The following is a 20,943-nucleotide window of genomic DNA, read 5'->3' as shown; positions in this document are numbered from 1 at the left end:
GACGGTTTAAAATAGAATGTTTCGCAAAAATTAATGAATAGGCGCATTATGAATTGCCCATGCAAAAATATTTTTCCAAAGATCAGATGTATTCGTATCTGTATTAGCCCCACTTTTATCTCCAAAAATGAACGCTCCTCTATCATTTCCTATACCAGGATTATTTGTAATATCTGCATATAAATACCGTCTTTTTCCATCACTACTCGCCCCGAATATTACTCCGTTTGTAGAAGTTACGTAAGCTGCATTAGCACCTTGTGTAGCTATCGTAGCAGGAGTTACAGCAGGAAGTGTGTATCCGTCCGGCGAAACCAAAACATGAGGTAACACGCTCGCTGTGATAGAAATTGTACTCGTAGCTCCTGCTTCAATATAAAATCCTAATCCTTGTGCAAACTGTGTTTCCGAAAGCTCATCTCCCTGGTCAATCACTATCCCTTTTCCCGCTTTATACCAATCGTTTAACACCGCAATTGTTCCACTGTTGGATTCCGCACTTGTACGTCCGTTTAGGTATACGATGGATGCTGTTTTTAGTTCGTCACTTAAATCTGCAATATTTGTCGGGCTCACACATTTAATCTGAATACTTGCCACACCTGCAATTGCTTGTGCCTGAGGTGAAGTAAGCCAGGTGCCTGTTTTTCCTGCAGCATTACCTGAACTGTAACTTCCGCAACCTGAAATAAGCCCTGTTGAATAATTTGTTCCTGTAATATTTACAATCTTTAACACAGAAGTTGTTCTGCTGATGAAGTTTACCGGAACATTACATGTTACCCCAGAGTCCCCTATTGAGGTGATAGTTGCATTATAAGTACCTGTGGCAGGAGTTCCTGATACTGAATAAGGATAAAGGCTCACAGTCTGCTGACCGATAGTTGTAAAAGTACCCTGGGCTACAAAATTCACTCCATTTACCGTGGTAGAATAATTATATGAGCCTAAAGCTGTTACCCTTACGGGAATATCAATATGAACATTTTGATTGGTTACCGGTTCATCAATATTATAAACACCCACCACTTTGATGGTATTACAATCTGTAAATATTACGGATCCTTCCTTTTCACCACAAAACTGTGCCCAAGCGCCTGTAGATAAAGAAGTATTCCAGTTCCAAACGTTATAACAGTTTGTTTGTTTATTATAAATGGTAAGGCCGTTTTCCGTAGAGCCGGGATTGATTTGATCCCTTTCTGAGGTAGTATATCTCTGAACCAATAGCCCATTAAGCTTATCAGGACTAGCACTTGCAGGGTTAATTCTTTCTGAGACATGTAATCCTGCTTTTGAATTAGGGGTAACCGTATTAATACCAACCTGTCCGAATGTCAGAACGCTTAAAAGTGAAAAAGTTGTAATGAGTTGTTTTTTCATCATAAATTATTTTAAAAGTAATTAAATCATATTATAAGTCATAGTTATCTCAGCCGAACTATATGATAGTCAGAAACATACATTCAAACTGAAAAAAATTGGTGTGAAAGATATTTATACAAATAAATATCTAAAGTTAATTTCGAGGAATTCTAATTAAAAGAGAATTACCATCAAATTCGCGAAGGAATTTTTACCTGGTGCTGTATCATTTTTTTTCATTGTGTAATTTTTAAAATTTAATATTGAATACTCTAAATAAATAGAAGCCGGGGAATGGTTACCCCAGCTAATTTATATGGGCATTTGTGTTATAAGTTTTCTTATTTAAAGAGTCTTTTTTATTAAATACATTTTCAATGATGAAAAAATCTAATAAAGTATATCACAATCCGTGTATATTCTCGCTCTAAAAATGTGGTACAATATTAATTTAATATAAATCGAAATAACAAAAAAGCATACCCTTATTTACACTTTTAAAACCCTCAAATTGACTTAAAACATATAAATTCTTGATTATCAAATTCACTTAATTGTAATTTTAATAAAATAAAAGCTTAATGACAGACTCTAATATTAATATTTTATATTATTCTTTATAATTATAAGTTCAAACTGAGCTTTTTTTCACAAAAAAATCTCCCCAAATGTGACTATGGCATTAATGAAATGATTTAATAACAGAGCAGACATGTATTCAATTTCACTACAGGTAGCTTATTGCTCAAATAAGAAAGGACGGAAAAAGCATTAAAAAATGCCTCGTCCGTCCGGATGATTACAAGGTTGCAGTTTTGAACAATTTTTATAGGGAATTTGTCGAAAATTGCCACCTGGATTATTTTATAATATTATTTCAGAGAAGTGTTTATATCATTAGTTTATACACATAATTCCGGAATACTACATCGTCAATCCTGCAATTTTTATTTTATCAGATTATAAATAAATTACCGCAAAACAGGATGCTCCTTATTATTTGAAAAAACTTTTATCATAACTTCTGCAATTCTCTCTCTTTCATTATCTGAGAGATTAGATCCTGAAGGCAGACATAAGCTGTTGCCGAATAGATCCTCAGCTACTTTTCCTCCATAATATGGTGCATCTTTAAATACCGGCTGCAGGTGCATTGGTTTCCAAATAGGCCTACATTCAATATCCTCTTCCAGGAATGCCAGACGCAAATCTTCACATGTTTTTAATGATTTTCTTTCGTCTATTGTAATAACAGACAACCAGTGATTGCTGTAAAAATCAGTGCTGGGCTCCGAAAACAGTTCTACTCCATCCATATTTTTACAAAGTTCAGCGTAAAAATCGTGCATTTTTCTACGGCTGTCAATCCTCTCGCTCAAAACTTCCATTTGTCCCCGCCCAATTCCTGCACTAATATTACTCATCCTGTAATTATATCCAATATGAGAATGCTGATAATGCGGAGCATCATCTCGGGCCTGGGTAGAGAGAAATACCGCTTTGTCTTTGTCTGCCTGCAGATGACATACTAATGCACCACCTCCGGAAGTAGTAATAATTTTGTTACCGTTGAAAGATAAAATACCAAAATGTCCGAAAGTACCACAAGCTTTTCCTTTATATTTGGAGCCCAATGATTCAGCAGCGTCCTCAACTAAAGGGATATCATACTCTCTGGCAATTGATAAAATTTCATCCATTTTTGCCGGCATCCCGTAAAGATGAACGACAATAATAGCTTTCGGTTTCTTTCCTTTCACGATTCTATCTTCAATAGCTTCTTTTAAAGCTACCGGACACATATTCCATGTATCCTTTTCAGAATCTATAAAAACGGGAAGAGCTCCAAGATAAGCGATAGGATTAGCAGAGGCAGAAAATGTCATAGATTGGCATATAACCTCATCTCCAGGATTAACATCACATTGAATCAATGCCAGATGCAAAGCAGCAGTCCCAGAGGAAAGGGCAGCTATTTTTACCTTTTCATTTAAGAATACTTCTAAATCTTGTTCAAAACCATCAACATTTGGTCCTAAAGGCGCTATCCAATTGGTGTCAAAAGCCTCATTAATGTACTTTAATTCGTTTCCTCCCATATGAGGAGAAGACAACCATATTTTTGATTTCATATTTTTACTATTCTAAATTTTTAAACTTTTACTTTTATTATTTTACCAGGGTTGCCTACTACCGTAGAACCATCCGGAACATCGCTAATAATAACAGATCCGGCACCAATGGTACACCACTTTCCAATTTTTATTCCTTGTATTATATTTACTCCGATTCCTATATGGGTTCCTTCACCTACATATACACCTCCGGCCAATGCCGCATTTGGAGATATATGTACAAAATCTTCGATTATGCACTCATGATCAATAGAGGCATTAGTATTGATAATACAGTGTTTCCCTATTTCTGCTACGGCATTTATAGTAACACCCGGCATAACAATAGTCCCTTCTTCAATTTTTACGCTTTTAGATATTATTGCCTTGGGATGAAGGAGTGTAATATAGCTGAACAGCTGATGCTGATTAACTATTTCTTTGCGTACCCTGTTATTACCTATAGAAATAAGTACTTCTATATCATGTGGAGGAACTGTATGAAGAACAGGATAATTCAACACTTTCTCTTCCGACAGATATTCATCAATGTAAGCCTCAATATGATAGCCGCATTCTTCAGCCACTTCAGCGACTACTTTGCCATGACCACTTGCTCCGTATAAATACATACTCTATCTACATTTAAATTAATTATTTCCCTTAAAAGCTTCTACCGTAGCTTGTTCTGCCTGGTTTATGCCTTCTTTTTTCACAACTTTTTTTACAGTAAGAAATATCACTTTGCAATCTGTTGCAAAGGACAAATTATCAACATACCATACATCCAATTCAAATTTCTTAGTCCAGGAAATGGCATTTCTCCCATTCACCTGTGCCCAGCCTGTAATCCCCGGACGTATATTGTGCCTACGTTTTTGGGATTCACTATATAAAGACAAATATTGTGGCAACAGAGGTCGGGGACCTATAATTGCCATGTCTCCTTTTAATACATTGATCAATTGCGGAAGCTCATCTAATGAAGTCTGGCGTATAAAACTTCCGATAGCTGTTAAGCGTTCCGAATCAGGCAGATAATTACCCTCTCTATCTTTTTTATCATTCATTGTCTTAAACTTGATGATATTGAATATTTTCTCATGTAAACCCGGTCTTGCCTGGATAAAGAACGGCTTACCCTGATTTGCGAAATACAATAAGATAGTGACAACGATAAAAACAGGCGATAACAGAATAAGTCCTGTCAACGCAATCAAAAAATCTATAACCCTTTTTAAAAAAAATTTATACACGATAATCTTTTTCTTTAATTAATTTTTTGTATTCACTTAATAAGGCATTCCAAATCACTGACTGCTCGTAGCGAGATGCAATCATCTGCCGGGCATTCATTTTTAATTTTTGGTAATACTCTGTATCCGACTTCATTTTTTCCATTGCTTCACTAAGTTTTTCACTATTTTTCACCGGAACTATTACTCCATTTTGACCATCTATAATAATTTCGTTGCATCCGTTGATATCAGAAACTATACCCGGCAAACCCATCGCTCCCGCCTGCATCACTACATTGGGAAACCCTTCCCGGTAACTTGGAAAAACCAATACATCAGAAATCGCAAAATAGGGGCGAACATCTTTCTGAAAGCCTACATCTATGATATCCGGGTTATTTTTTATTTCTTTTAATATAGCTGCGGGTAATGGATCTAATTCCTGCTCCAGAGGGCCAACTAATAATAATTTGAAGCGGTGCTGTGTATTTTTCGTTTTATTTACAAAAGAAAACGCAGTGATCAATTCATTAATTCCTTTATCTCCTACCAAACGGCCTACAAATACAAAAACAAAATCTGTATCTTCTATATTTAATTCTTTTTTTAAAAGACTTTTCTGTGCTTCGGTAACTTGTTCGGGTGAAAAGAATGAGGTATCAATTCCATTTGATGATCCATTTCCGATAACTTTTAATTTTTTTCTGTCAGTGTAATTATTCTGCAGAATATATTCATATAAGCCTTTTGAATTTGGATAAACCCTGGTTGCAGATGAATAGGTTAATTTTTCAACAAAGTCCAGAATTTTACGCTTTACACCTGTTGCTTCCATCAAAGGTAAACCTGCAACTGTGTGCAAACGGTTCGGAACTCCTGCCAGCTTTGCTGCCAGCATTCCTACGATACCTGCTTTAGGAGTATGGGTATGGACAATTTGTGGTTTTTCTCTTTTTAAAAGCTGATAAGTACTCCATAAAGCTTTGATATCTTTAATTGGAGTAATCTGACGAGACATATCAATTGATATCACTTCTATTTCTTCATCATTTTTTACTTCATCAAGTTCTTTTCCGGGTGACGAAACTCCTATTACCTCAAAATGTTTTGACATAAATCGATGCTGCCCCTTTAATAATAGCTTTAAAGAAAGTGGAATTGTTGTTATCCGTATTAATTTAGTTTTCAAATTCTTTTACTATTTATTTATTATTCCTTGCATTTTAAACCAATTAATAATTTTCCCTTTATATCTTTTGTGTATTTTTTATATATTTTTTGATGACAAAGCATCATTAACCGAAATATTCCTATCTGCACCTGTTATTCCCTTGTTTGGGATTTTTTAAGACACTATGCCACATCATATGAATCAGCTATAAAATCCTCCCTAGTTCCATGGAATTTAGTTCTGAAATCAATGCTGCTTCAATTCCGGAAGATCATAATTTCCCGTTCTGTCTTTGTGTGTTTTTCTGTTTTGGTTTATAGTTTTTTGTTGTCGAGTACTTCCTCCTGTAAAGTCAGATTATATCTGAAAACAACCATGCTAGTACTTTTTTCTACCTGGGATATACATCACATACTCCCGACTAACTGATTATTGATGTAGATGATTCTCAATTCTACTCTAATGCTGTTTTTAATACAATTTTTTGATATCAGGTTAGTTTCATATCCTGCAAGATTCCTGTATTGAAATTCTCAACTGAAATATTGTCGCAGCAAATTCTAACTGATTTTAATATAGTTTGCTCACCGGAATGTCCTAAATACAGAGCTACACCTATATTTGCATTATTAATATCAATGCCTGCCATAGGATCATTCCCATTAATATTTGTAATTAATAGATTTTTTTAACAGTACATCTTTACTTCCAGCAATTGTTATTCCATTTCTTCCGGCATTGCTTATAATTCTACCTCTTAAAAATGATTTTATAATTTTCACAATAAATTTTTTATATTATTTTTTACAATTCTGTATTTGCCACTAGCTTCTACAGGAATCTCATTTACATAATGTAAATGTATTTTCATAGAGTTTCCTACTCTGTCTTTCCAGTTCCCAATAAATATTTTTTCAATTTGTTTTGAATAAATTTCTTTATCAGCTACTACATACAAATCCAGCTCTTCTAATTTGTTTTGTACAGCCTGAAACCTAATAATTCCCTTTGTATCTTTTAAAGTATTGGAAACATTCCCCAAATTGATTTTCCCATTTTCAACTGAATAAATAAAATCGTCAATTCTCCCTAAAATTTCTTTCACCAAAGGATTATTATTTCCACAACTGCATTTTTTATCAGCTTCTTCAAGTGTTATCGAATCGCCTATATCATATCTTATCAATGGCGTCGCAGCTGTTGTAAATGAAGTAACTATTAACCTTCCTGATTTTGCAGGCTGATCATTTTCATCTAAAACTTCAAAAACACCGCTTTGCAATTCTAAATGAAGATTACCTTCTTTACATTCAATGATAAAAGGAGCTCCCTCAGAAGAAGCATATTGGTTATAAAGCTTTGTTTTAAAAAATTTTTCAATATGATATCTCGTTTCTGCGGTAATGGTTTCTGCGGTTGGAAAAACTGCCTTTACCGTATTTTCCGGAAAATCATACCCGTTAGCCAGACCATATTTAGCAATCTCTAATATTGTAGAGGGAAATCCCACTAAATATTCGGGTGCATAGCTCAATAAATTTTCTACATAGTATTTAAGATAATCATCTTTGATATGAAATGTAGAGTAATAACGGACATTATTTATAAAATCTGTCTTCCAGAATCTTTTCTTTTTAATATCTCGATCTGTCAGTAAACTTTTTCCGGAAAACCAAGCTGTTTTTTTTCCCAATTCATATCCAAATCTAGACCTGAAATCATCTAAAAAGGCAAATCTTTCCTGACTGTCTCTGACAAAAAACTTAACTTCCAGAGATTTTCCCGTAGTACCTCCCGTCTTAGATTTTTCCAACTTTTCAGAAGTTTTTACAATAATGGCATCAATATTATTGCGGAATACTTCCTTATTAACGATTGGTAAACTGGAAATATTTTCTATTAAAACCGCATTATCAATATTCCCAATTGATTTTTTATAATATTCTGAATTCTGAATTGCGAATTCTATCAATCTGGAATATCTGTTTTTTTGATATTCTTTCAATTCTTCTAATGATAATGTGCGATTATCTTTTTTTTCTTTCCTGAAATTTTCATATTCCCCTCCATATCTTCTTTTATAAGCCTGTCTGTTATAGATATAAACCATAAAATTTTGAAGAAAATCAGGTAATATTTTATATATTTTCTCTTTCATTTTCAGTTAGTATGTTTTATCATTTTCTCATCTCTTTAATACTTGCAAGGAGATATGATTTATAAATTTAAAATCAGTTTATTTTCGTGCTCCTGTAACTCATTCTGATGTGGCGGACGACCAATTTTATCTAAATAAATCTTTTCCTTTCCGACAAGACACAGGATTCCTACGTACATTACCTTTACCTGATTGATTATATATATTCTTAATAAATCTAACATACCCAAGCCTAATTTCTTTTTAGCATAAAAAGCCAGCTCTAATGACTTTTTATATTTTTTGAAAGAAAAAGAATCTGTTCTGTTATATAAATACCCTATTTTAGGTATAAATGCATACTTTTTTTTCTTCAACATCCTGATCATAAAGTCCTGATCCTGGCCAAGCAGCAGTTTTTCGTCAAAAGTTATATTCCCGATTTCAGAAAGCCTGATGATAGAGCACGCATGAGGAACCGCTTTATAATCAGTGTAATGGTCAAATGTCAGGATATGTTCTTTATCAAATGTCTCAAGAACTCCCAAAAGATTATTCTTATCATCAATATACCCTATAGAACAGGACAACAAAGCTATATCCTGATGGAGTTCCATATAATCATATTGCCATTTCAACTTATCAGGATAGTATAGGTCATCTGCATCCAGCATGCATATATACTTCGCATTAATTTCTTTTACTTTTTCCAGTGCTATTTTCCTTGCAGCACCTCTTCCTACATTACTCGCCAAATTGATGATGTAAAACCTCTCATCGTCCTGATACTTTTCAAGGATCTTCGCTGTTTCATCTGTAGACCCATCATTCACAATAACACTGACCCAGCTACTAAAAGTCTGGTTCAATAATGACCTAATCGACCTTTCGATAGTATGTGCGCCATTATAAACCGGGGTTACTACTGCAATTCTGTCATTCTTCATATCCGGTTATTTAATCTTAATTTTTAGCAACTGCTCAATTTGGTTATCAGCCGTATAGCTATTTTTGATAAGCTCGGATGCGTTTTTTGAAATAAAGCCATACAGCTCTTTATCTTTTTGCAAAACATCACAGTACCTAATATAATCTTCAACCGCATTAAAATTGGTAAGATATCCTGTAAATCCGTGTAAAATATAATCTGTCATTCCGCCTACAGCATTGCCAATTACCGGTTTTCCAAAAGCCATTGCTTCCATCACGACACGCGGCAACCCTTCTGTTGCTGACGGATGCAGTAAAACATCCATTTTTTCGAAATATTCTAAAACATCACTTTTGTTCAAGATAATTTCAAAATATTCCTCTAACTGCTCAGCTTTAATCTGGTTGATAATCTTATCATAATATTTTTGGGAAGCCCCGCCTTTATAAATAATTCCTACTAAAAGGATTTTAAAATTAACATTCTCATGTTTGAGTTTTTTTGCTATCTCTATTGTGATATTTTGTCCCTTTGTTGGTAAAAACCCTCCACAATGCATTATTACAAAAGGCCTGTCCGTTTGCTCAGCACCCCAGTTCACCGTATTTTCCTTATTTTTAAAATCATTTAGGAGCTTGGCATAATCTATGGCATTAGGCACAGTATAAATATCTTCCAATGGAGCAAACCCTCCGGCAAAAATAGCCTGTCTTGTCGATTGGGAAACTCCTATATAAATATCTGTTAATTTCTTAATCAAAAAGGTATTGACGCGGGTAACGGTCTTTGGAAGAAACCAGCCTCTTGCAAAAAATGCAATTTTATAATTTCTGGATTTTGATAGAATCGATAAAGTTTTTGTATTGTTTACAATAATAAGATCCGGCTGAAAATCATTAATCAGCAGTTTTACTTTTTTCCTGTAGGACAACAATAACTGCACATACTTCACATAGTTTAAAAACTTTTTTAGTTTATTGGAACTTGTAAGTATTACCGGAGTCTGCCTTTTATCTAGAATGGCATAACTGACACCGCGTTCTTCCATTGCCTTTACGAAAGGTTCGCAGGTTCCCCAAAAATCTATTATTTTTACTCCATGATCTTTTTCCTGTAACCGCCCGGCTAATTCTACGGTACTTTTTCTTGCACCACCATAATTCTGAACAGCCTCAACAAATAATATCTTCATGAGAAATTTATTTCTTTAAAAAATTACCAATAATTTCATATTCCAAGTTTACCTTAGCCTCGTGCCAGTTTAGATTTTTATCATAAAAACCTAAGCAGTTATCATAGACGTAAGGCTGAAATCCATAACTAATTTCTACTAATAACGGCTCATTATCAGAATTAAATATGAAATCGTAGGCTACACATGGCATATTGAGTTTTTGTGCAGTTGTAAAAGCGATGTCAACAGCCTTCAGGTTAAACCCTGCCGGGGCAAATTCAAGCCGTCCGCTGCCCGAAGCCCTGAAATCGTTATCTCTTGTACTTCTTTTCAGGTAAAAACATTTCTCTCCAATCGTAATCAGCCTTATGTCGTAGTCTAAACCAGGGATAAATTCCTGGAAATAAACATATTCTCTCTGTTTGGGAAAAACTTTATATTGTTTATCTACAAAAATCCCTTTAAAGCCCCACTTTATAATCCTAAAAAAATTATGCAGGCTTTTATGTCTCCAGAACCGCTCAATGGTATCCGTGAAAACCGTCCACGAATCATAAGCGCTAAAACCGCGGCCAAATGCCTGGTTGGAAATTTTTCTGGCATGTCTTTTTGTTTTTACCAGTTTTACATTGATGGCTCCTGCCCCGCCCTTTAATTTGAAAACCTTCGGAAAATCAGTTTTTTCAATATATTCCTCCGCTTCTTTTTTATGATAAAAAACATCTGCTTTTACTAATGGTACATCTAATGCTTCTAAAAGGTATTTCTGTGCCACCTTATCATCAAAATGCCAATATGAATCTTCATTCGGGAATGTCTTAATTCCCATTTTACTAATTGCGTTAAACAAAACCCTCGCCTGCAACATATCATCAAAATGATTCTGATCAAAATGCCACATAAAATGGGTAATCTGATTTTTCTTTATCTGACTGACAATATCATTATCAAAAGCATTCAATACCACATAAGGTATATTTTCTTCTTGTAAATATTCAATCCAGCGCTCAGAAAAACTGCCTTTACGGTGATGTATTGCTATCTTCATTCTATTAATACTGTTTAATCACTTTAAATGAGTCTGTTCCATATATACTTTTCGGAGGAACTTCTCCTTTTACAACACTCCCTGCCATTATTACAGCTCCTTCTCTGATAATAGTGCCACCTAAGATTATTACATTTGCCCCAATCCAAACATTATCTTCAATTATGACTGGCCTTCCTTCATCTGCTATCCTTAATCTATCTACTGGATTATCCATAGCCAAAATATGACCATTGGAATCTATGATATTTGTATTAGCAGCAATCAAACAGTTATTCCCAATTTTAATTTTTTTTACCGCATGAATACATGTACCGTGTATTCTACAGTTTTCACCGATAATTATCTCAGCTTGAGGCCTATCCGCCAATAATTTACAGGAAGAATGCATGTTTAAATGATAATTTTTTTTTGAAGAATTTATCAATGTATTTTTTCCTATTATTATTTGGGCATCCTGATGCTTCAAAATCACAGGAATACCTTTAAAATAAACTTTTCCTAAAAAATTAATATTTTTTATTTTTTTGTAATAGCTACTTAATAATAAATTAAGACTCTTATTATAAATTTTGTTTAGTATCATTTTTTAACCATTTAAAAAAGAGGCCGAAACCAATTAAACATCTTACTAAACTCAAGCTTATGGCAGATCCAAAAATTGTGAAATATTTAATTAATGGAATTGTAATAAAAAAACCTAGTATTGAAAAAATTAAGGTGTTCTTCATAACTAACTTATCTTGCCTGTGTACAATAAAATAATTAAGCCCGAAAACATTATACAACGTATATCCGAAAAGGCCTATGGATAATATTAACAATATCCAAAAAGCATTGTCATAAGTCACATTCAAATACCAGAAAATAACTTTATTAAAGACTAAAGCCCCAACAATCATTACACTTATCGTGATCAGCATCATTTTTTTATACCATTGAAAAGCATTTTTTTTGCGGTTTAAAAAAGGGAAAAATACTCGGGAAAGGATTTCAATTAAACTTACAATCAAATTTACAACGGTTAAAATAGCCTGATAAATGCCTACCAGTTCTGCTGTTCCCAAAATTCCTAATAAGAAAGTGCTGGTATTATTATATAAAGTAGGAACAAACTGATTGATAAAAATCGGGGAATTGATTTTAATGGTTTTGAGAATCATTTTATAGGGCAGAAATATAAACTTCAGCTTATATTTTTTTACTAACAGATATTGCCCTACTAAACCCGCGCCAATATTTCCCGCACTTTGTAATAGCGGATAAATCCAAAAATCACTTTCTTTCTTAATAAAAATAAAAACACATAACGTGAAAAAAAGCTTAATTCCTAAATTCAGATATGTGATATAGCGCATTTTTTCAATACCCTGAAAAAACCACTCGGGAAATAATACGTACCCTAATAACATTAAGCTGGTATAAAAATAAATTTCTTTATTTTCATAGAACGGTGGATACAGAAACACTGCTATAGCAATGATGAGCCAGGAAAGTAATAAGAAAATAGTTTTAATCGTCAAAACTTTACTGTAAATAATATTCAGTTTTTTGGGGCTGTCTCTGTAAATAGCCACATCACGGGTAGCTGTGATCCTAAAACTAAAATCTGTCAACGAAGTAAAATACGCTATCAATGATACTGAAAAGACAATTACTCCATATTTCTCAAACCCTAATACTCTTAAAATATAGGGCAGAGTAATCAATGGCAACATCATTCCCAATAACTGCAACGCAGATAATGAAACGAAGTTTTCTAACAAGGCTTTCTTGTCCTTCGTATTAAAAATATTTTTTACTCTGTTGATCATTATTTTAAGACAATTGTTTCATTATTATTTTTTAATTTTTGCCCATATTCATTTGTAGTTTTAGAAGATGTTTTTAATTTCCCAAAATCCATATTAATATTTACCTGATGCGGAGCACCTTTAAAAGATTTAAATTGTGCAGTTGCATTATTTTGTGAAGAAAAATTATTAATACTTATATTTCCTCCTAGCTGAGCAAATCCTGTATTAAGCTTATCTCTAGTAACGGCCAGCCCAAAGCCAATTTTAGATCCGTTATCTCTAAAATTGTTTATGGCAACCGAAATGGCCTTCTTCTGTTTTCCGACCATATTTCCAGGGGAGATTATGATACCGTAATTCCCGTTATTTTCAGTCTGTATATTATTAAGCCTGACGTTTTTTATCTCATAATCGTTACTGTCCGGCTCAATATCTATTCCCGCTTGAGGATTATGTCCTGATGTATTTGAAATATAGGCATTTTCAAATAGCAGATTGGTAACTCCCCCTATCGTCAACCCGTTTCTGCGATTATCCCTTAATATTGTATTTTTAATTGTTATATCTGAAGAATTAATACCGTTTCTGCCTCCTACACAAATTCCATCTCCCCAGTTACTTTCGATGGAAGAGCCTGTAATATTGATATTCTTGCATGATAATATGTATATTCCCATCCCCCATTGTCCGGCAGTTGATAAGTGATTGTGTTTGTCTCCCGCCAGATTAGGATAATAAATATCTACATTCTGAATATTAGACAAACTAAGTATCGCGTAACGACTCTTATTATTAGGTTTCATAATCAGTTTTGAGCTTTTCTGAAAAAGTATTTTTTGATTTGATTTTAATGTCAGCCCGTTTTCGTTAATCAAAACAGGAAAATCAGGCATAATAATAGCCGTATTTTCATTGAGCCCTTTCTGAATATAATTGGTATAATCTTTATCTCCCCTGACAGAATATCCTTTTGGTAAATAAGCCGTAAGATCTTTTGCTGTTTTGAAATATTCGCTTTTAACTGTTGAATACCCTGAAAAACGGTCTTTAACATAATATTGAGCATTTCCCCAAAAATATATTAATACAAAAAATAAGAATATTACCTTTTTCATTTTGATGAATTTAATTTATTAATCATTGTAAAGAATGGTATAAACACAACTAAGTTGATAAATAATGTTGCAGAAATAGAACCTATATTAACCATCATGGAAGTGGAACAGCCAAAAGCCAGAATAATGTATAAAAAGAACAGTACCGGCGAATTGGTAGAATATGCTTTCCTTTCAAATTTAAAAGCTAAAATGCTTAATACAAATATATAGAGGTAAAAAAAATAAATTGAAAAATGGTAAAGTCCTGCTATAGAAACCGGTACAATCTGGTCTCGTGAGCGGCCTGCTCCATAAATCTGATTATTAAATTTAATATTTGTCTTATAATTATCGCTTGAAAATCTCGAAAGTACAGGTATGTTTTGGGTAATATCTGAGATAAAATAATAATATTTATCAAAAGGATTTACTTCATTTTTTTTATATGAATCATATCCTATTGCATAATTGGCTACTCCTCCAAAATAAGCATTTAATTGATGAATACTAAAAAAACCACCTACATCAGCACTTTTTGTATTTCTGGAAAACTTAGATACTGAAGCCACCAGCATGATAGCCCCAAAGAAAACAGACGTATAAGTAACTACTTTTTTCCTGTAAGCAGGATAAAAATAAATTAATAAGAGTATTAAAGGAAAAGAAGTATATACAATACTAAATCGGCTAATCCCTACAATAATGGATGCATTTATTAATACGGCAAGTATTGAAAGCATCAGCTTTGTGCCTTGTTTTAGTTTAAACGAATTGATTACTGAAAAGATAAAAAGAACAATATACTCCCTCATAACAGGGAACATGATACTTACTAAAGGAGAAATGTTTTCTAAATCCCCGGAAATTTTAAGCTTTAGATAAGTGGAAATATCCCATACAAAACTTAACTTATTTAAGAAGCTTCTGTTTGTCATAATAATCACGATGAACAGAAAAAATAAGCCGGTATTAATGATATTTAAAGGTAAAAAGTTTAGTTTGCCAACTTTTGGTTTCTGTTTTGAAAAAGTACAAATATGATAGGCAAACAATATAAATAACAATTCCACCAGCATCATTACCACAGCATAAGCTTCGTTGAGTGTAGTACTGCCAAACCTTAACTTTTCATCACCTAAAAAAAGACAGGGAATCACAATATAGCGTATGAGTTGCTGAATGGTAATTATCCAAAAAATAAAGTATGATTTAAGCTTTACAAATATGTCTGAAATGAATAATACAAAAAAGCCTAAACCTATTGGTAAAAAATAAACATCCTGATAGGAAGTATTGCTGACTTTCCCATAGAGAAAAAAACCTATAGAGAAAAACAGAAAACTTAAAGCGAATAAAGTCAATTTATATGATTTATCTACCATCATGCCCAACAAGCTGCTTACTTTCCAATTAAAATATTATACTATATTAAATCCTCCAATACCGGATGGATTCTAGAAAAGTCAAGAGAAAAAGCATTACTTTTTCCCTCAACTTTGATTGTATTACAGCCTAGAATCGCATTCTTCTAAAACTCCCTTCACATCATAAATTATTCCTCCTTCCTTTAAATAATTATTCAAATTTATATCAATGAATTCTTTATGTGCAACCGTCAGAATAATCGCATCAAACTTTTCGTCCGGAATCTTATTTACAACATGAAGATTATACTCATGTTTTACTTCTTCAGGGTTAGCCCACGGATCAAAAGTCGTGACATCTAAAGCATAGTCTGCAAGCCCATTAATCACATCCACTGCTTTAGTATTTCTTACATCCGGACAATTCTCTTTAAAGGTAATTCCTAAATTCAGCACTTTCGCTCCATTTACTTTAATATCTTTTCTAATCAATGTCTTTACAAGCTGAGAAGCAACGTATTCTCCCATAGAATCATTTAAGCGACGACCCGCTAAAATAATTTCCGGATGATATCCTTTTTCCTGAGCTTTCTGAGCCAAATAATAAGGATCTACCCCAATACAGTGACCGCCTACCAATCCGGGTTTAAAGGGTAAAAAGTTCCATTTGGTTCCCGCAGCTTCCAATACCGCATGAGTATCAATATCCAGCAGATTAAAAATTTTCGCAAGCTCATTGACAAAGGCAATATTAATATCTCTTTGCGAATTTTCAATCACTTTAGCCGCTTCTGCTACCTTTATTGTCGGAGCAAGATGGGTACCGGCAACAATTACAGATTTATATAAATTATCTACTATTTTTCCAATTTCAGGAGTGGAACCTGAAGTAACTTTTAAAATTTTCTCTACTGTATGCTCTTTATCACCCGGATTGATTCGCTCCGGTGAATAACCTGCAAAGAAATCCTGATTAAACTTTAGCCCGGAATCTTTTTCTAATACAGGAATACACTCTTCCTCTGTAACTCCTGGATATACTGTAGATTCATAAATCACAATATCCCCTTTTGACAATACTTTAGCTACCGTTTCAGAAGATTTGTACAACGGCGTCAAATCAGGACGATTATGCTTATCAACCGGTGTTGGGACCGTTACGATATAGATATTTGCATCACGGATATCATCAATATTTGCCGAGCAATATAGTCCATTATTCTCCCCTTCAAGTGAAGGGTTTTCTTTTAATAACACAGCTTGTAAGACATTATTTTCTACTTCTAAAGTACTGTCTATTCCTGTGTTTAATTCATCAATCCTTTTTTGATTGATATCAAATCCTACAACCGGATACTGAGTTGCAAACAAACGCGCTAAAGGTAAACCGACATATCCTAATCCGATAACGGCAATTTTATATTTTTTTTCCATAAAAATTCGATTCAAAAAATGTTTACTTTAAATTTTCCCAATACCATTGAACTGCTTCTTTCAAGCCTTTATCTATAGTATGACTGGGTTTATATCCCAATAATTTTTCTGCTTTTTTAATGGATGCTAACGAATGCGGAATATCTCCTATCCGATTAGGACCATAAATAGTATTAACGTTAGCAATTTCCGGATCAAATTCACTTAAATATTTTTTCAGGTAATGCATTAAATCATTTAAGGTTGTACGATCACCCACTGCTGTATTATAAACTGTATTCACAGCTTCGGCGTTCTCAGATAACATTGCTAATTCATTCATCTGAATGACATTATCGATATAAGTAAAATCACGGGAATAATCTCCTGTTCCGTTAATTTTAGGAGATTCGTGGTTTATCAATTGCTTTACAAATAACGGAATGACAGCAGCATAAGCACCATTGGGATCCTGACGGCGCCCGAATACGTTGAAATAACGTAAACCGATACATTGAATACCATAGGTTTTACTAAATACATCAGCATACAGCTCATTCACAAATTTTGTAACTGCATAAGGGGATAATGGCTTACCTATTACATCCTCCACTTTTGGCAAAGATTCAGAATCACCATATGTGGATGATGAAGCGGCATATACAAAACGTTTGATATTAGCATCCCTTGCTGCAATCAGCATATTTAAAAAGCCTGTTACATTCACATCATTACTTGTGACAGGATCTTTAATTGAACGGGGTACTGACCCCAAAGCAGCCTGATGCAAGATATAATCTACCCCTTCTACTGCTGTTTTACAAGTTTCTAAATCACGGATATCCCCTTCAATTAATTTATAATTCGAGTTTTCTAAAAAAGGTTCAATATTATAGCGGTGTCCTGTTGCAAAATTATCCAGGCAAACAACATAATACCCCTTGTTTAAAAAATACTCCGTCAAGTTGGAACCTATAAAACCTGCTCCGCCAGTAATTAAAATTTTATTCATTTCTATGATTTAAAAATTTTCTTCCACCAAGATTTTTTATCACTGGTGTGCCCATAACCGTATCCATAGCTATAGTTATATCCATAACCTCCTGCCTTTTTTGAAACATCGTTAATGACAAAAGATACATTGCTGAGTTTTGAGTCTTTCACCAAATCGTTAGCAAAATCTATTAATATATTTTTTGATACTCCAGACCTTACCACATATAAAGCTGCATCAGCCACATCTGCAATACTGAGAGTATCTGAAACCAACATAAGCGGTGCAGAGTCTATAATAATATACGCATACTGAGAGGACATCTGCTCAATAAGCTTTTGATATCTTCCGTTAGAAAGCAGTTCCTGAGGATTAGGAGGAATAGCTCCTGCGTAAATAACATCACAATAAGGATTAGTAGATGACGTATGAATAAGTTCTTCCACATTTATTGTATCATCATATAAAAATTCAGTAAGCCCTTTTCTTTTAGTAGGTTCACTATCATATCGCTGAATTTGAGGATTACGAATATCTGAACCAATCAGAAGGGCTCTTCCGTTTTTATTGGCTAATGTAAGAGCTAGATTAACCGATACAAGAGTTTTCCCTTCTCCTTTTACCGAAGAAGTTACCATAATTACGCTGGCAGAATCTTTTGCCGGTAACACAAATTTAAGATTGGAAACCAATACCCTGAATGCCTCTGCCAACTCTGAAAAGTCGTTTTTCTGTACCAGATGGTTTTCATTGTCTTTCAGTGACGGTATATCAACCAGCACTCCTAGTCCGGAACGTTCTTTAATATCATCTCTCGTATAAATCTTATCATCCAGCATGAATAGTAAATAGAAAATGGCCAAAGGAATTAATATCCCCAGGAAAAAAGCTCCCGGAAGAATGATACCCCTTTTAGGTGATACCGGAGTATCCTCTGTAAATGCAGGATTTACAATTTTGGCTTTTGGTACATCTACAGACAGATTGATTGCATTTTCTTCTCTTTTTTGCAGAAGAAATAAAAAGAGCTGCTCTTTAAGGTTCTGCTGACGTTCTATCCCTCTGTAAATTTTAGACTGTCCGGGAACCTTTTCTATAATATTGTTATTTTTCGTAATTTGATTTTGCAGCTGAGCAATACCCGCCTGTACACTCTCTTTCTGCTCACGAATATTATCGCGAATTATATCCTTTAAAGAAGCAATTTCCCTATTCATTTCTATTATAGCAGGGTTTTCATTAGTGGCCTGTTTAAGGGTTTTATTCCTACTGATAAGAAGCAAATTATATTGAGAAATAGATTGTTCCAACGAAGGATTCAGCCCAAGATTAGACGGCATAAGCTGGTTATTGCCTTTTAAGGCTTCTGCTGTAAGAGAATTTAAAAGATCAAGCTGAGCCTGCTGCTGAAGAAGAGCCTTTGTATTTTCACTTGTATTTTGAAGCGCCAATTCTGCCTGTGCCTGTAAATCAACAATACGATTACGGTTTTGGAAATCTTCTTTCTGATTTTCTACCCCTGAAAGATCCTTGGTAATAACCTCCAGTCTTTTATCTATAAACTCCTGAGTATTCTGGGCCTGAATATTCTTATCCTTCTGACCATCTAAATTATACTGTCTGGTCACTTCATTCAGAATAGCTTCTGACTTTTCAGGAAGGGAGCCTATTAAGCTAATGTCCATTAACAGAGCCTTCTCATCCGGTAAATTTACCTGTATTGTTTTTTCTAGTTTTTTGACTTTCTCAATTGGATTCGAAAAAATAATTTTATATTCTGTTCTAAATGCAACAGCAGGATTTCTTTGTAATATTACTGTTCCGAAATCCAGATGTAAAGGAATATTAAATTTTCCTGTAATATCCCCCTTTTTTTCACTATGAAGCGTAAACTGATCTTCCTTTACACCTGTTACAGTGTATTCAGAGGATACGAATTTTTTATTATTGTTGTAAGTTATAATCTTTGCAGTTATAGGAACTTTGGTAAACAGTTGCGAATCTTTAATTTCTCCTGAATTATAATATTCCACGTTGAGATTAAGATTTTGTACTACCTGCATGAGTATAGGTCGTGAATTGACAACCGCTGCTTCACTTTTCAGCTCATCAGCGTTGCCTAAACCTATACCGAGATTATCAAGATCTGCCAAGGCCGAGGACAGATCGGTTTGTTTTTTATCAAATTTAAGGGTAGTTTTCGATTGATATTGAGGTACAGTATACCTCAGATAAATATAAGCACCTATTACAAAGACCAAAATAGAGGCAATAAACCAAGGCCATTTATACAGGTATTTAGAAATAGTTTTTCTTATATTTAATTTTTCTTCCTTTGCCTGAAATTCTGTCTGATGCATATTTTATCGTCTTGTTAAAGCAATAATAAGAGTACCTGCTGTTAGTAATGCGCCAATAATCTGGAATGTCAGAGCTCTGTTTGGATTAGAGTTTGCCTGAACTTGTTTGTTTTTATCCGGCTGTACATATAATATGTCGTTTTGCTTCATATAATAGTAAGGTGAACTTACAATATCTGATCTTGTAAGATCTACATTTACAATCTGATCTGTCCCATCATCTCCAGTACGGATAAGTTTCACATTCGTGCGGTCTCCAAAATCTGTCATATCACCTGCAAGACCCAATGCCTGAAAGATATTAATCTTCTGGGAAACACTTTCTTTCTGCCCGGGCTCCTTTACCTCACCTAAAACACTTACATTAAAGTTTTTTAGAGTAATTGTCACCATAGGATCTGTGAGATATCTCTTTAGGCGAGACTCCAGCTCTTGTTTTAGTTGTACCTGGGTCATTCCTTTACTGTAAACATTCCCTAATACCGGAAAGTATATATATCCTTCTTCATTTACTACATACTCACTTGGCTGTACATATTGATTCATCCCGGTACTTGAATCGGTTCCCACTTTATTTGCTGTGTTAAGGTTAAAAGGTTTTACCGCAATTTCATCCAGTGCAGAAACAAGAATCAGAAGAACGTCCCCTTCCTGAATATGTAAGCCCTGAAACTTTGCCTTAGTAACCTCCTCTTCCATATTATGTTTTGACATGTATACCATATTTTGTTTCGGTCTGCA

17 protein-coding genes are annotated in these 20,943 nt (G+C 34.0%); all 17 read right to left on the bottom strand.

Translation table 11 applies throughout. The features are described from left to right. Positions 1 to 30 precede the first annotated feature (30 nt). The 17 genes from ACM39_RS06730 to ACM39_RS06650 all read right to left on the bottom strand — a co-directional run bounded on the left by ACM39_RS06730 (position 31) and on the right by ACM39_RS06650 (position 20,916). Entirely contained in the window at positions 31 to 1,383 is a 1,353-nt protein-coding gene (locus ACM39_RS06730) for a hypothetical protein (protein ID WP_048510261.1), read from the bottom strand. Between the two features lie 953 nt (positions 1,384 to 2,336). Next, entirely contained in the window at positions 2,337 to 3,497 is a 1,161-nt protein-coding gene (locus ACM39_RS06725; RefSeq protein WP_048510260.1) for an aminotransferase class I/II-fold pyridoxal phosphate-dependent enzyme, read from the bottom strand. 20 nt (positions 3,498 to 3,517) lie between these two features. Further along, positions 3,518 to 4,111 (bottom strand): acetyltransferase, encoded by a 594-nt coding sequence (locus ACM39_RS06720; protein ID WP_048510259.1) that lies wholly within the window; start codon positions 4,109 to 4,111, stop codon positions 3,518 to 3,520. A gap of 18 nt (positions 4,112 to 4,129) precedes the next feature. Further along, positions 4,130 to 4,735 carry a sugar transferase gene (locus ACM39_RS06715; RefSeq protein WP_048510258.1) on the bottom strand — a complete coding sequence of 202 codons (606 nt, stop codon included), beginning with the start codon at positions 4,733 to 4,735 and terminating at the stop codon, positions 4,130 to 4,132. Further along, positions 4,728 to 5,831: a glycosyltransferase family 4 protein gene (locus ACM39_RS06710; RefSeq protein WP_048510257.1), complete on the bottom strand. Its 1,104-nt coding sequence runs from the start codon at positions 5,829 to 5,831 to the stop codon at positions 4,728 to 4,730. Before ACM39_RS06710 ends, ACM39_RS06715 begins: the two co-directional genes overlap by 8 nt. Before the next feature lie 835 nt (positions 5,832 to 6,666). Next, on the bottom strand, positions 6,667 to 8,046 hold the full coding sequence (locus ACM39_RS06705) for a phenylacetate--CoA ligase family protein (protein WP_048510256.1): 1,380 nt from the start codon (positions 8,044 to 8,046) through the stop codon (positions 6,667 to 6,669). Positions 8,047 to 8,105: 59 nt separating this feature from the next. Beyond that, a complete protein-coding gene (locus tag ACM39_RS06700) occupies positions 8,106 to 8,972 on the bottom strand; it encodes a glycosyltransferase family 2 protein (protein WP_048510255.1) in 867 nt (288 codons plus the stop codon). Between the two features lie 6 nt (positions 8,973 to 8,978). Further along, complete coding sequence (locus tag ACM39_RS06695) at positions 8,979 to 10,148, bottom strand: glycosyltransferase family 4 protein (RefSeq protein WP_048510254.1); 1,170 nt, start codon at positions 10,146 to 10,148, stop codon at positions 8,979 to 8,981. Between the two features lie 7 nt (positions 10,149 to 10,155). Continuing rightward, on the bottom strand, positions 10,156 to 11,178 hold the full coding sequence (locus tag ACM39_RS06690) for a RimK family alpha-L-glutamate ligase (protein WP_048510253.1): 1,023 nt from the start codon (positions 11,176 to 11,178) through the stop codon (positions 10,156 to 10,158). Between the two features lie 4 nt (positions 11,179 to 11,182). Beyond that, a complete protein-coding gene (locus tag ACM39_RS06685; RefSeq protein ID WP_048510252.1) occupies positions 11,183 to 11,764 on the bottom strand; it encodes an acyltransferase in 582 nt (193 codons plus the stop codon). After that, the gene (locus ACM39_RS06680; RefSeq protein ID WP_048510251.1) at positions 11,742 to 12,992 is read right to left on the bottom strand and encodes an oligosaccharide flippase family protein; all 1,251 of its coding nucleotides are present in this window, start codon (positions 12,990 to 12,992) and stop codon (positions 11,742 to 11,744) included. Before ACM39_RS06680 ends, ACM39_RS06685 begins: the two co-directional genes overlap by 23 nt. Continuing rightward, on the bottom strand, positions 12,992 to 14,089 hold the full coding sequence (locus tag ACM39_RS06675; RefSeq protein ID WP_048510250.1) for a right-handed parallel beta-helix repeat-containing protein: 1,098 nt from the start codon (positions 14,087 to 14,089) through the stop codon (positions 12,992 to 12,994). Before ACM39_RS06675 ends, ACM39_RS06680 begins: the two co-directional genes overlap by 1 nt. Continuing rightward, the gene (locus ACM39_RS06670; RefSeq protein ID WP_131701421.1) at positions 14,086 to 15,456 is read right to left on the bottom strand and encodes an O-antigen polymerase; all 1,371 of its coding nucleotides are present in this window, start codon (positions 15,454 to 15,456) and stop codon (positions 14,086 to 14,088) included. The genes ACM39_RS06675 and ACM39_RS06670 overlap by 4 nt, the downstream gene beginning before the upstream one ends. Before the next feature lie 120 nt (positions 15,457 to 15,576). Continuing rightward, on the bottom strand, positions 15,577 to 16,869 hold the full coding sequence (locus ACM39_RS06665) for a nucleotide sugar dehydrogenase (protein ID WP_048510248.1): 1,293 nt from the start codon (positions 16,867 to 16,869) through the stop codon (positions 15,577 to 15,579). A gap of 22 nt (positions 16,870 to 16,891) precedes the next feature. Continuing rightward, positions 16,892 to 17,860, bottom strand: coding sequence for an SDR family oxidoreductase (locus ACM39_RS06660; RefSeq protein ID WP_048510247.1), 969 nt, complete (start codon positions 17,858 to 17,860; stop codon positions 16,892 to 16,894). A gap of 2 nt (positions 17,861 to 17,862) precedes the next feature. Further along, positions 17,863 to 20,202: a GumC family protein gene (locus tag ACM39_RS06655; protein WP_048510246.1), complete on the bottom strand. Its 2,340-nt coding sequence runs from the start codon at positions 20,200 to 20,202 to the stop codon at positions 17,863 to 17,865. A gap of 3 nt (positions 20,203 to 20,205) precedes the next feature. Beyond that, on the bottom strand, positions 20,206 to 20,916 hold the full coding sequence (locus tag ACM39_RS06650) for a polysaccharide biosynthesis/export family protein (protein ID WP_228377068.1): 711 nt from the start codon (positions 20,914 to 20,916) through the stop codon (positions 20,206 to 20,208). Positions 20,917 to 20,943: the final 27 nt, after the last annotated feature.

It is taken from the genome of Chryseobacterium sp. FH2, from assembly GCF_001045455.1.
In the GTDB taxonomy this organism is placed as follows: Bacteria; Bacteroidota; Bacteroidia; order Flavobacteriales; family Weeksellaceae; genus Chryseobacterium.
This window is presented reverse-complemented; position numbering and strand designations above follow the sequence as displayed.